Genomic DNA, 12603 nt, shown 5'->3' on the forward strand with positions numbered 1-12603 from the left:
AGCCAATACTGCGTAGACGTCGGGCGAAGTGACCGGCGAACTACAAGCTGCGCAACAGCTGCGCCAAACCCTGGCCAATGGAGGTCGGTTGCGGGAGTGCAAAGCGCTCCAACAGACGGGCGTTATTCGCGCGCGAATGACGGATGTCGCCTTGACGTGAAGCTTGGTACGTCACGTTCAACGCAGTACCGGTGGCACGGCCCAGCTCAGCGATCAGGTCGTTGAGACTGGTCGAACGGCTGAGCCCTACGTTGATGGCTTCAGGTGCCGGTTCGCGGGTCTCCACCGCCTGGACGAGGATGCTCACCAGGTCCTGCACGTAGACGAAGTCGCGGGTTTGCTCACCGTCACCAAAGACGGTAATCGGCTTACCTGCCAGCGCACGCTCGGTGAAGATGCTGATCACGCCGGAGTACGGCGAAGACGGATCCTGGCGTGGGCCGAAGATATTGAAAAAGCGGAAGATCACTGGCTCCAGGCCGTGCTCGCGACGGTAGAAGTCCAGGTAGTACTCACTGGCCAACTTGTCGCTGGCATAAGGCGTCAGTGGCGACTTGGGCGTGTCTTCGGCGATGGCCGTGCCTTCGCCGTTGTTGCCGTAGGTAGCCGCGCTGGAGGCAAACACCACACGCGCCACACCGGCCTTGAGCATGCTTTGGCACACGTTGAGAGTGCCGACGAAATTGGCCTGGTGAGTGGCGACAGGATCGTCTACCGAGGCCTGCACCGACGCAACCGCAGCCAGATGCACGACTGCGCTGCAATCAACCATGGCTTGCTCGACCACGGCGCTGTCGGCGACATCGCCAACCAGCAGTTCCAGATCAGGATTACCGGCGGGCAGGTTAGCCACCTTACCGGTCGACAAGTTGTCCAATACGCGAATCTTGTAGCCTTTGCCCAGCAACGCATCTACCAGATGTGAACCAATAAAACCTGCACCACCGGTGACCAGAATTCGTCCTACAGCCATGAAGTTTACTTCCTAGAGACTCGAGCGCAGGCACCGACAAACGAGCCTGCTAATTAAAGGTGACAGTGTTTTAGGGCTACCCTGACCAACGTCGCCTGGCCATCCGAGTCCAAGCCGCCTTATCCCTGAATCTTGAAGAACCACAGCATGGGACGAATGCGCGTTACTAATGTCACTTTAATGGCTTAGAGCCATCAACATCGCGGGAATCATGGTGGATCCAAAAGAGACTGTCAACAAATTGTCTAAGATGCCGCCAAACGGCAAACCCGAGTCAAGCTTGCCACTTATTTGACGCTACTAATAGGGCGCAGTCTTTTTTTCACCCTTTCAGGTATCACGTCTACTGCACCCATATTCGTGGCCCAGGCTGGGTGGTCGAGACGACTTACGTGACGATTGCTGGCTCCTACTTCATGGGCGGCTACACGGTGTTAGACGATGAAAGCTGGCAGTTCCTGCCCGGTTTTTCAGCGTTGGGCAGTGCTGAGGCGCGACTGCCTGCGCAGGTACACCATTTGCGCCGTCACGCCGATCACCAGCGCCAGCGCAATGCCCGCCTGCGCACCCAGCAGCACCGGCGATTTCAGGTCAGTGACGAAGGGGTGACCATCGGGAACGCGGCGCAACGTCTCGGACACGGTGGGCACCATCAGGAAAAAAGCCGTCAGGCTCAGCAAGATCGTCTCCACATACACCCGGGCTCGCCCCAGCCAGGCCACGCGCCCTACCCCATAGCCCGCCAACAGCAGCGCAATCGTAATGATGCCGATGGCGTTGCTGACGGGCTGATGCGCGACCAGGAACACGGTGAGGCCACCGATCATCATCGACACGAAATACAACAACCCCGGCACTGACCGAGGCACGATACGGCCATGCCGGATAAACATGTAGGCGGCCAGTGGAATGGCCGGCAGGCTGCCGAGGGTGTGCAGCCAGCCGAGAGCGGAGATTCCGAACATAGTGGGGTTCCCATGTGGTTGGATGATGTGCAAAAACGGTCAGCGCGGGAAAGGCTCATCCCGATGGCGCCGGCGCGCTATGATCTCGGCGGTCAGCTTAGTGAGGGCGGGGTCGAACCGACATGATGAATCCCTTGGAAAACTTGATCATTCATCCGCAATTGCAGCTGGAAGGGCTGGCCAAGGGCGACCTGCTGTCCCAGGTACTGGCGCAGATCCGCCTGACGGGTGATCGGGTTTATTCCTGCACACTGACGGAGGCACAGCCCCTCACGCTGGATGAAAGAAGCGCGCACATCTGCGTGCTCCAGCACGGCCGGTTGCATCTCTACGTTGCTGATCAGCCTCCCGTAGCGCTGGAGCAAGGCGATGTGATCCTGCTGCCCCACGTTCCAACGGGCATCACGCTAACCGCCCTGAATGGGCCGGCAACCGTAGTCATCTGCCGCTTCTGGTTCGACGCGAGCAGTTTCCAGGCCATGCTGTTCGCCCTGCCTCGGCTGATCCACATCCAGCAAGCCGACGCCGCCGCATGGGCGGAAGGCATTCTGCATTTCATGTTGCTCGAAGCCCACGACACGCAACCGGGCGGGGCATTAATGATTTCGCGCCTGATCGACCTGGTGGTGATTCGCATCCTGCGCACCTGGGTGCACCAGGGCGTCGCTTCCGGATGGTTGGGTGGGTTGTCGGACGCGCGTATCGCCCGCGTGCTGAAAGCCATTCACGAAACACCGGGCAGGCAATGGCGCATCGACAACCTGGCTGAGGTGGCGGGCATGTCGCGGTCGAATTTCTGCGAACGGTTCAGCGCCCTGGTCGGCCGCTCGCCGCTTCGGTATCAGAATGAATGGCGGCTGACCCTGGCGAAAACCATGCTGGCCAAACAGGACGGCCGCATCGGAGAAGTGGGTTTTGCGATTGGCTATGAGTCCGAAGCGGCGTTCAGTCGCGCCTATAAAGCTTTTTTCGGCCGCTCGCCTAGGGATGACAACGCCCGGCCGGGCTAGGCCGGGACGTGTGTATCAGTGCCCGGCGCTTTGCCCGCCGTCGACATGCAGAATCTCGCCGGTCACAAAACCGGCGGTTTCCAGGTAGACGATTGCCTGGGCGATGTCACTCACTTCCCCCATGTGCCCGACCGGGTGCAATTGCCCGAGCGCCGCGTGGGTTTCTTCGCCGTGCATCGGCGTCTTGATGATGCCCGGACTCACTGCGTTCACACGGATTCCACGCTTGGCGTATTCAATCGCCAACGATTTGGTTGCCGAATTCAAGCCGCCTTTGGTGAGGTTGGCGAGTACCGACGGCACGCCATCAATGGCGTGGTCAGCCAGGCTGGTGGTGACGTTGACGATGTGGCCGGCGTGGTTCTTTTCCATCTCGGCAATCGCAAGTTGAGTGATGTAGAAGAAGCCATGGAGGTTCACCGCAAGCACGTTGGCGTAGTCCGCCTGGGTGTAGGCGGTGAAGGGTTTGGCGATGAAGATGCCAGCGTTGTTGATCAGGCTGTCGATGCGCCCGAAGGTGGCCAGGGTGTCGCGGATGATGCGCTGGGCCGTGGCCGGATCGGCGATGTCGCCGGCGACGGTGAGGATGTCGGGGTCGGTGGACGGCTGGATCGAGCGCGAGGTGGCGACTACGCGGTAGTCGAGGGCACGGTAGGCCTGGACGACCGCGGCGCCGATACCTTGGGAGGCGCCGGTGATGATGACGACTTTTTTCATGAGGATGCTCCGGTAGGGATTCAGGCTTGGGATTTGCGGTATTCGGTGGTGGTGATGCCGGCGTAGCCCCAGTTATCGGTGTCGACTTCTTCGATGACGATATGGGTCAGGTCCGGGCGTTTGTGCAGGACGCGTTCGAGGGTTTCGGTAAATTCGGCGATGACCTGGGCTTTTTGCTCGGGGGTAACGCCGTCACGGGTGATGCGCAGGCTGACAAAGGGCATGGCGAGGACTCCAGTGGCCGACCATCGGGGTGATGGGCGAGCAGTGGGGCCAATTTAGGCTTGCGCTGGAAGGGGATAAAGGTGGGCCCGGTTACTTCATTAGTGATCCGATGTAACAAGTCCGCCTTGCATAGACGGGCATAAAAAAACCCCGAACCAGTCGGGGTTTTTTCGCCTGACACTCAGGCGCGACACAGGATCAATTAAAAAACGTTGATCGGGTAGTCGGCGAACAGACGGATTTCGTTACCGCCTACGTTGTAGTTGCTGGCGTTGTTGGAAACGCGCAACCAGGACGCACGCGCACGCAGGCTCAGGTCTTTGGCCGGGCCGCTCTGGACCACGTACTTGAACTGGTTCCAGATTTCACGCTCGGTGCCGTCGCCGCGGTTGGTACCGTCGTCGATGTTGGTACCCCGTACGTAGGCAACGTTGTAGGTCAGGCCCGGCACGCCGAAGGTGGCGAAATCGATGCCGTAGCCCACTTGCCACGAACGTTCGTCCTTGCCGTTGAAGTCGGACCAGTAGGAGTTGGCCAGCAGGATGGTGTTGCCACCGTCGCCGATGCCGCCAGCATTGCGGTAGCCGCCGTACAGGTAGCCGGTGTCGCCGGTGCTGCGCTGGTGAGCCACGGTGAAGCTGTGCGGGCCAACGGCCCAGGTCGCGCCCAGGCTCCAGATTTTGTTGTCGCGAGCATCTTCACTGCCTTGGTTTTCCAGGGCGAAGCTCTTGTCCAGCTTGGTTTTGTAGCCGTTGAAGTCAAAAGTCAGGGACTGCTTCTCTGGCAGCGCCAGCACGTAGTTGACGTTGACGTATTGCTTCTTCAGCACGTCCTGCATGTCGGAGGCATACAGCGCAGCGGACAGGCTTTCGGTGAATTTGTAGCTACCGCCGATGTAGTCGATGCTTTTCAGGCGACCGCTGTCGGTGCCTTCCATGCTCTTGCGCGCTTCTTTGGTGAAGTGACCCGCGTCCAGTTGCAGACCGGCGATCTCTTTGGAAACGATCGAGGTACCGGTGTAGGTTTCCGACAACAGACGGGAGTTGTCGTACTGCAGCACAGGCACGGCCGGGAACTGATCACCGTACTTGAGCACAGTGTTGGAAACGCGGAACTTGACGGCAGCGCCGCCCTTGGCCAGGTCGTGTGGTGCCGAGCCAGGGTTGTCGGCAGTGCCATTACCCGGTTTGAAGAAGTCGATACCGCCCGCGCCGGCGCGACCTTTACCACCGTCCAGGCGGATAGCGTATTGGCCGATCACGTCCACACCCACACCGACGGTGCCCTGGGTGAAACCGGACTCCAGCTTGCCGATGAAGCCTTGGCCCCACTCGGCTTTGTCTTGCTTGCCGTTTTTGTAGTCGCGGCTGATGTAGGCGTTACGTGCGGCGATGTTCAGGTGGCTGTCTTCGATAAAACCCTTGGACTGGTCCTGGTCGTTTGCCATTGCTGTCGATGCGCTCAAAATCCCCAGAGCGATCAGACTCATCCGTTGCTTCAACATTTTCTTGTATTCCTTATTCCTGGTTGAGTACGCGCTGTGACACCAGGCTCCGTAATGCTTTTTCTGGTGTCGACTGAATCCGGAAAAAAGAAGGCCCGCGGACGACTGAACATGCCGCGGGCCTTTTTTATTGGATGAGTCATGGCGGTTAGCCACAGGCGTTGGGCGCAATCCTAGTCGCGCCCGGAACTATGTGTCAATTTCGCGAATCGTCTGTATTTAGGCGAAATAATTCTAAGCCAGGGCTTACAGCCACATCGAAAGCGACAAAAAATCACATCCGAAACGACAAAAAACACATCTCGTAACACATTTAAAAGCCGATACGTTTGGCAATGGATAACGCACGCAAATGCAAAGCATTACCATTAACGTGCTGTTTTTCTCCTAAACCATTCGGATACATTCCTTAATGCCTGCCCCTCGCCTGACGCCCATCACCCTTGGGCTTTCCGTTCTGCTGTCTGCCGGTTTTGCCTGCGCGGCCACCACGTTGCCCGAAACCTCGATCAGCGCCGAAGCTGACGAAGACGACCCACGGGTCAAGGAAACCAGCACCGCCACCCGCACCGCTACGCCGGTGCGTTATGTGCCCCAGGCCATCGACTCGGTAAAGACCGAAAGCCTGCGCGCCTACGGCACCAATGACCTGGGCCAGGCGTTGAGCGGCATTCCCAACGTCAGCAGCGGCGCCGATACGCGCTTCGACAGCCTGCGCATCCGCGGTTTCGACGCGAGCAACGACTTCTACCTGGATGGCATCCGCGATGACAGCCAGTACGTGCGCGACCTGCATAACATCGAGCGCATCGAAGTGCTCAAGGGGCCGGCAGCCGTACTCTACGGGCGAGGCGGTCAGGGAGGGATCGTCAACCGTGTGAGCAAACTGCCTGGCGCCGGCCACAAGTCGAGTATCGAGGCCCAAGGCGGCAGCAACGATTTGCGCAGTCTGTATGCCGACCTCAGCACCGACCCCACCGATGACATCAGCCTGCGCCTGAACATGGGCAACCAGGACAACAACAGCTGGCGCGATGGCGTCAGCGGCAATCGCCAGCTGCTTGCACCGTCCATGAGCTGGCAGCTCACGCCGGACCTGAATTGGCTGGTGCAATACGAATACAGCCGCTACAACCGCACGCCGGACCGTGGCGTTCCCGGGGTCAACGGCCGGCCGGCGGATGTGAGCCGCAGCACCACTTACTTCGACAGCCGCGACTACATCGACGACAAATCCCAGTCCCTGCGCTCCAGGCTGTCCTATGAGCTCAACGACAACTGGCAACTGCGCCAGACCCTGGGCGTATTCAAGCTCGACAGCGATTTCGACAACACCTACCAGACCGCCTACGTGCCTGCGACCAACAGCGTGACACGCCAGCGCTGGCAGCAAGACCTGACCACGCGGAACCTCTTCAACAATGTCGAACTGGAAGGCGGCTTCAGCACCTTCGGCCTGGAGCATCGTTTGCTCACCGGCCTCGAGCTGGGCAGCCAGCGCCGCGATCCCAAGCTCTACACCGCCACCGCCGTCAGCCGTGGTGGCCAGGCCGTGCCGAGCCTGGACCTCAACCAGCCCAACCGCCACCTGAGCCATAACGGGCGGATGAGCGTGTCGAGCAACAACCACACCGAAGTGGAAAGTCGTGCGGTTTATGTACAAGACCAGCTGCGCCTGAATGATCAATGGCAGCTCCTGGCCGGCCTGCGCTACGACCGTTTCGAAGTGGACACCAAGAACAAAATCCTCAACACCCAACAGGCCGTCGACAGCCACAGCACCAGCCCGCGCTTTGGCGTGGTCTGGACGCCGCTGGAACATCACTCGTTCTATGCCTCGTGGAGCAAGACGTTCTCCCCGGCCGGTGGCGGCCTGATCGGCATCACCCCTAACGCCGCCGGCAGCGTCAACGACCTGAGCCCCGAGCTGACCAAACAGAAGGAAATCGGGGTCAAGAGCGATTGGCTCGACGACCGCCTGAGCACCACCCTGGCGGTGTACGAACTGGAGCTCTACAACCGCCGCACCAGCGACCCGCTGGACCGCACCATCACCCTGCTCAGCGGCTTGCAACGCTCACGCGGCGTGGAGCTGACCGCCACCGGCAAGATCGTCGGCAATTGGTACGTTCGCGGGGGAATCGGCCTGCAGGACGCCACGGTCGTGAAGGACAACAACGGCTTTGAAGGCAAGCGCGTCAGTGATGTGGCCAAGCGCAACGGCAGCCTGTTCATCACCTGGAAACCCGAGATGGGCTGGTACGCCGAAACCGGTTTGACGCTGGTGGGGGATCGTTACGCCGACAGTCTCAACACCGTGGTGCTGCCGGGTTATGGCCGTTGGGATGCCTTGGCGGGGTTCCGCCAGAAAGAATGGGACGTGAGGGCGGCGCTGAACAATATCGCGGACAAAACCTACTATGCGTCGGCGACCAGCGTGGCGCAGATCCAGCCGGGAGAACCGCGCAGCGTGGTGGTGACTGGGACCTACAGTTTCTGAATCGAATACATCCAACGGGTGTAGGAAGGGGCTTGCCCCCTCCCACATTTGTGCTCGGTGTTACTCAGTTTTTCAGCAGGTCGCACAACACGTGCACTTCATCCTCGCTGAACAGGCCTGCCGGGTAGCGTTCATTCATCACGCTGCGCAAGTCAGGCTGGCGCCTGATCCGTCGCGAGCCGTTTTCCTTCAACCAGAGCGCCAGTGCGGGAATCGCGTCGCCGCTGACCCGCAAGGGGTGGGCCGCACGCGTGTACATCAGGTTGATATCGGCATTCATTTCAGCGCTCTCTCCTACTGCGTGAGCGGCTAACTTACTCAAGGTTTATGACAGAACTGCGCAGTCATCACCTTGGGCCACTGTGACAGCACCGATACAAGAGCTATGCCAATGCCTCGTGTTTATAGGTATTCGGACACAAAAAAGCCCGCGACCTTGCTGGGCCGCGGGCTTGCTGTGGGCACCGGAACCGGTTGCGCCCGGCTATCGCCTCGATGCTGTTACAACTGCACTCACTCTTTGTGCGGTGCCGGCTGCTGCTGTGTCAGACAGTGGATATTACCGCCACCCAGTAACAGTTCGCGGCCCGGCACCATCACCACTTCGTGCTGCGGGAACAGGTCCTGCAGGATCGCCTTGGCCTGGCTGTCCAGCGGGTCGTCGAAGCTTGGGGCGATGATGCCACCGTTGACGATCATGAAGTTCACGTAGGAACCGGCCAAACGCACTGACGGATTCCGCTCCTGGGAGCCGTCAACCGGGTCGACACCGGCGCATTCTTCCTCCGTGGCGTACAGCGGCCCGGGAATCGGCATTTTATGCACTATGAACGAGCGACCCTGGGCGTCGGTGCTGCTTTGCAGCACGTCCATTGCGGCGTGGCAGCGCGCGTAGTTCGGGTCTTGTTCGTCATCGGTCCAGGCCAGCAACACTTCGCCCGGGCGCACGTAGCAGCAGAAGTTATCCACATGGCCGTCGGTTTCGTCGTTGAACAGGCCATCCGGCAACCAGATGATCTTATCCACAGCCAGGTTGGCGCTCAGCACCGCTTCGATCTCGGCCCGGCCCAGGTGCGGGTTGCGATTGCGGTTGAGCAGGCATTCTTCGGTGGTGATCAGGGTGCCTTCGCCGTCGACATGGATCGAACCGCCTTCCAGCACAAAACCTTCGGTGCGGTAGCGCGGTGCGCGTTCGATCTCGAGGATCTTGCCGCCAACCTGGGAATCGCGGTTCCACGGCGCATACAGGCCACCGTCAAAACCGCCCCAGGCGTTGAAGTCCCAGTTCACGCCGCGCACTTCGCCGCTGTTGTTGATCACGAAGGTCGGGCCGGTGTCGCGCACCCAGGCGTCATCGCTGGACATCTCCACCACGCGGATATTCGGCACATCCAGGCGTGCGCGGGCGTTTTCGTACTGGCCGGCAGATACGGCAACGGTCACCGGTTCAAAGCGTGCGATCGCCTTGGCCACGGCCACATGGGCAGCCTGCGCCGGCTTGCCGCCCAGGCGCCAGTTGTCCGGGCGCTCGGGCCAGATCATCCAGGTTTGCGTCTGTGGCGCCCATTCGGCAGGCATGTAGAAGCCATCGGCGCGAGGGGTGCTGTGCAGGGTGGTCATGGCGATCAGGACTCCGAATGGGGTAAAGGCCGACTTTATAACGGATAAAAATCGGCTTTAAAAGCGACAAAAGATCATAGCTGATGAGTATGACAGTAGTTAACCGATAACAATCGATTAATCACACCTGCTCATCCAGCACCTTCGACAGCATGTCGACAAAGAAGTCCACGCTGCGCCTCGACGTGACCATCGGCGGCTTGATCTTGAGAATGTTCAGATAGTCGCCGGTAGGCTGCATGAAAATCCCCAACTCCCGCAGGCGATCACACAGCAAAGTGGTTTCTTCGGTGGCGGGCTCCAGGGTTTGCCGGTTACGTACCAATTCCAGGCCGAGGTAAAATCCGGAACCGTGGACGGCGCCAACCAACGGATGGCGCTCGATCAGAGCTTCCAGGCGTGCCTTGAAATGCGCGCCAACCACCTGGGCGTTTTCCCACAGTTTTTCTTCTTCCATCACATCCAACACGGCCATGCCGATGCGGCAACTGACCGGGCTGCCCCCCGACGACGAGAAGAAGTAGCCCTCAGCCTCCAGCGCCTCGGCGATTTCACGCCGGGTGATGACCGCACCCAGGGGCTGGCCGTTGCCCATGCCCTTGGCCATGGTGATGATATCGGGCACCACACCCTGCTCTTCAAAGCCCCAGAAGAAATGCCCCATGCGGCCGTAACCCACCTGCACCTCATCAGCGATGCACACGCCGCCCTGGGCGCGGACAAGCTCATACACCCGCTGCAAATAGCCCGGCGGCAACGAGATGCCGCCGGCATTGCCGTACACCGGTTCACAGATGAAACCGGCCAGCTGGCGTTGGCTCGCGGCGATTTTCGCCAGGTTGTGCTCCACACTTCGTACGTAATCGGGCGCACTGTCCTGCCCGCGAAACTCGCCGCGATAGGTATTCGGTGCGGTCACCGGGTGCACCCAGTCCGGGCGGCTGCTCAAGGCCTGGGGGTTGTCAGCAATCGAGGTGGACACCGCATCCGCCGCCACCGACCAGCCGTGGTACGCCTCCAGCACGCTGAGCATGTCGCGCCCGCCGCTGTAGGCCCAGGCCAGGCGTATCGCCAAGTCATTGGCCTCGGTGCCGCTGTTGACCAGGAACACCCGGTCCATGCCTTCTGGTGCCAGCGCGAGCAAGCGCTCGGAAAACTCGGCAATCGCCGCGTAATGAAACCGCGAGTTGGTGTTGAGCAACGACCACTGCCGCGCCGCCACCGCCGCCATGCGCGGGTGGCCATGGCCAAGCACCGCCACGTTGTTGAGCATGTCCAGGTAGGAACGACCCTGCATGTCGATCAGGTGGTTGCGCCAGCCACGCTCGATGCGCGGCGGATCGACGTAATAGTGCTTTTGCGAACGGGCGAAACTGGCGTCGCGGCGGGCCAGCAGGGCCTTGGGGTCCAGCTCGGGCTCGGCGTCGCAAGCCAGCCCCAGCAGCGCGGCCGGCGATGGGCAAAGCGCTTGCCACGCCGCTGCCCGGGACGGTGCGCAGAATAGCGGTGCGGGCAAGTCAACACGGCAAAGCTGCACTGTCAGCGGGCCCTCGGCCTCACCGATCACCTGGCCCTTGAGTACCGCAGCCCCCGGCTGCAACAGCGGCTTTACACCCCATAGCCGCACGGTCGCTTCGCTGTTATGCACATGAAGTTCATCATTGGCTCCTCGTCGTACCACACCGGCAAACGGCGCTTCGACGGAAGTCCCCGATGGCACGTGCAGCTCAACGTGCAACGCAAACGTCTCCGGCTCGGTCGCACTGTCGGGCCGGGTACGCGACAAACGGTATTGCCCATAGCGGCTCGCCGCCAGCCCATGTACCGCCGCCGCATCCTGCAACAGGCGTTGATCGATGCCGGCTTGCTCCCAGTTGCCCGCCTCGAAATGCGGGCTGAGCACACCCAGGTCGATCAGCGCGAACTCGCGGCCTACCAACCCCGGCAACAAGGGCGCAAAACCTTGGCTGAGGATGGGTGCGGGTGCCTGGCCAACACGGCTGAGAATCGCCGCTTCCATCAGCTCAAACGGCACCGAGGTCGCTACATGGAAGATTTCCCACTCATGCTCGGCGTTTTTCAGCAGGTAACTGTTATGCGGATCCAGCCGTTGTTGCTGCTCGCTGCTCAAGACCAGCACCGCCGCCCGGGCGACGATCAGCGGCCATAACGCCTGTAATTCTGCGGGTTGCAAGGGCGTCACCGCATGACAAGCCTGGATTGCCGGCAAAATCGCAAAGGGATCGCCCTCGGCATGGTGCAGCAGGGCGGCGCAGGTCACCGACAGGTCGGCAATGCGCCAGGTGTGCACCAGATCGCCAAAATCGATCACGCCCTGAAGTTGCCAGTGGCGTTGCGCATCACGCTGCCACACCACATTGTCGTCGGTGATATCCATGTGCACGGCTTGCCTCGGCAGGTGGTCGGCCAGGGAGCGCATGCGGTTCCGGACCTGCTCAGCCACTTGTTCCAGTGCTTCGCGGTGGGGCAAATCTTCCAGGGTGGCCAGTAGATGCTTGATCAATTCCAGGGCATGGCGCGGGTCCCATTGCAACGTACGCTCCAGGCCCGGATGTTCGAACGACGCCAGCGCCTGGCTCATCCGACCGCACAGATCGCCGAAGCCTGCGATCACCCTGTGCCCCAAATGCGCTTGATGGGTCAACGGCTGGCCGTCGATGTAATCCAGCACCCGCACATGCAAGGTTTGGCCGTCGAGGGTCAGGGTCAGCAGTTCCTCACCGGTCAGAGCCTTGATGACCCTGGGTGCGCGCACAGCCTGCAAGGTGTTGAGCGCCGCGTGCTGGGCCTGAAGCTCAACGGCAGCGTAGTCGCCCCGGCAGATTTTCAGAACGAACCGGCCACGGGCACTGTCAACTTTGTAGTTGAGATCCTGCTGGCTGCCCAATGACTGCAAGGTGCCCGTGAGGCCATAATGCTGCTCGAGCAGTTGAGCCGCCTGATCGGGGCTTACTTGCGGGCAGGGTAGACTGGCGCGATGGATCAGGGTGGCGAGCAGCATGGGGGTGGCCTCGGTTTTTTAGGGGTGTATATCGCCATTGTTCAGGGGGCTTGCGCAACCCCCTGCG

10 protein-coding genes are annotated in these 12603 nt (G+C 60.7%); 2 read left to right on the top strand and 8 right to left on the bottom strand.

The genetic code is table 11. The features are described from left to right. Positions 1-40: 40 nt before the first annotated feature. On the bottom strand, positions 41-973 hold the full coding sequence (locus BM017_RS22410; RefSeq protein ID WP_092248467.1) for an SDR family NAD(P)-dependent oxidoreductase: 933 nt from the start codon (positions 971-973) through the stop codon (positions 41-43). A gap of 470 nt (positions 974-1443) precedes the next feature. Continuing rightward, positions 1444-1938: a hypothetical protein gene (locus BM017_RS22415; RefSeq protein ID WP_071492462.1), complete on the bottom strand. Its 495-nt coding sequence runs from the start codon at positions 1936-1938 to the stop codon at positions 1444-1446. A 122-nt stretch (positions 1939-2060) separates the two neighbouring features. On the opposite strand from BM017_RS22415, the gene BM017_RS22420 reads away from it, so the two are divergent. After that, entirely contained in the window at positions 2061-2948 is an 888-nt protein-coding gene (locus BM017_RS22420) for an AraC family transcriptional regulator (RefSeq protein WP_092248470.1), read from the top strand. A 15-nt stretch (positions 2949-2963) separates the two neighbouring features. Here BM017_RS22420 and BM017_RS22425 read toward each other — a convergent pair whose 3' ends face one another. The 3 genes from BM017_RS22425 to BM017_RS22435 form a co-directional block, all read right to left on the bottom strand. Further along, the gene (locus BM017_RS22425) at positions 2964-3665 is read right to left on the bottom strand and encodes an SDR family NAD(P)-dependent oxidoreductase (protein WP_092248473.1); all 702 of its coding nucleotides are present in this window, start codon (positions 3663-3665) and stop codon (positions 2964-2966) included. Positions 3666-3685: 20 nt separating this feature from the next. Then, positions 3686-3889 carry a tautomerase family protein gene (locus tag BM017_RS22430; protein ID WP_016979078.1) on the bottom strand — a complete coding sequence of 68 codons (204 nt, stop codon included), beginning with the start codon at positions 3887-3889 and terminating at the stop codon, positions 3686-3688. A 203-nt stretch (positions 3890-4092) separates the two neighbouring features. Then, positions 4093-5394: an OprD family porin gene (locus tag BM017_RS22435; protein ID WP_071492465.1), complete on the bottom strand. Its 1302-nt coding sequence runs from the start codon at positions 5392-5394 to the stop codon at positions 4093-4095. Positions 5395-5806: 412 nt separating this feature from the next. Here BM017_RS22435 and BM017_RS22440 point away from each other — a divergent pair, with 412 nt between their 5' ends. Continuing rightward, on the top strand, positions 5807-7894 hold the full coding sequence (locus tag BM017_RS22440) for a TonB-dependent receptor (RefSeq protein WP_092248476.1): 2088 nt from the start codon (positions 5807-5809) through the stop codon (positions 7892-7894). 64 nt (positions 7895-7958) lie between these two features. Here BM017_RS22440 and BM017_RS22445 read toward each other — a convergent pair whose 3' ends face one another. From BM017_RS22445 to BM017_RS22455, 3 genes are all read right to left on the bottom strand, one after another. Beyond that, on the bottom strand, positions 7959-8174 hold the full coding sequence (locus tag BM017_RS22445; RefSeq protein WP_071492466.1) for a hypothetical protein: 216 nt from the start codon (positions 8172-8174) through the stop codon (positions 7959-7961). Between the two features lie 233 nt (positions 8175-8407). Continuing rightward, positions 8408-9514, bottom strand: a complete 1107-nt coding sequence (gene aguA / locus BM017_RS22450; RefSeq protein WP_092248479.1) for an agmatine deiminase — start codon at positions 9512-9514, stop codon at positions 8408-8410. Between the two features lie 121 nt (positions 9515-9635). Beyond that, on the bottom strand, positions 9636-12536 hold the full coding sequence (locus tag BM017_RS22455; protein ID WP_092248482.1) for an aminotransferase: 2901 nt from the start codon (positions 12534-12536) through the stop codon (positions 9636-9638). Positions 12537-12603: the final 67 nt, after the last annotated feature.

This window comes from Pseudomonas sp. NFPP04, assembly GCF_900113815.1.
In the GTDB taxonomy this organism is placed as follows: Bacteria; Pseudomonadota; Gammaproteobacteria; order Pseudomonadales; family Pseudomonadaceae; genus Aquipseudomonas; species Aquipseudomonas extremorientalis.

Excerpts from the sequence above, each read along its gene's own strand:
- BM017_RS22410 (WP_092248467.1), bottom strand. The coding sequence starts at position 973 with ATGGCTGTAGGACGAATTCTGGTCACCGGTGGTGCAGGTTTTATTGGT.
- BM017_RS22415 (WP_071492462.1), bottom strand. The coding sequence starts at position 1,938 with ATGTTCGGAATCTCCGCTCTCGGCTGGCTGCACACCCTCGGCAGCCTG.
- BM017_RS22420 (WP_092248470.1), top strand. The coding sequence starts at position 2,061 with ATGATGAATCCCTTGGAAAACTTGATCATTCATCCGCAATTGCAGCTG.
- BM017_RS22425 (WP_092248473.1), bottom strand. The coding sequence starts at position 3,665 with ATGAAAAAAGTCGTCATCATCACCGGCGCCTCCCAAGGTATCGGCGCC.
- BM017_RS22430 (WP_016979078.1), bottom strand. The coding sequence starts at position 3,889 with ATGCCCTTTGTCAGCCTGCGCATCACCCGTGACGGCGTTACCCCCGAG.
- BM017_RS22435 (WP_071492465.1), bottom strand. The coding sequence starts at position 5,394 with ATGTTGAAGCAACGGATGAGTCTGATCGCTCTGGGGATTTTGAGCGCA.
- BM017_RS22440 (WP_092248476.1), top strand. The coding sequence starts at position 5,807 with ATGCCTGCCCCTCGCCTGACGCCCATCACCCTTGGGCTTTCCGTTCTG.
- BM017_RS22445 (WP_071492466.1), bottom strand. The coding sequence starts at position 8,174 with ATGAATGCCGATATCAACCTGATGTACACGCGTGCGGCCCACCCCTTG.
- aguA (WP_092248479.1), bottom strand. The coding sequence starts at position 9,514 with ATGACCACCCTGCACAGCACCCCTCGCGCCGATGGCTTCTACATGCCT.
- BM017_RS22455 (WP_092248482.1), bottom strand. The coding sequence starts at position 12,536 with ATGCTGCTCGCCACCCTGATCCATCGCGCCAGTCTACCCTGCCCGCAA.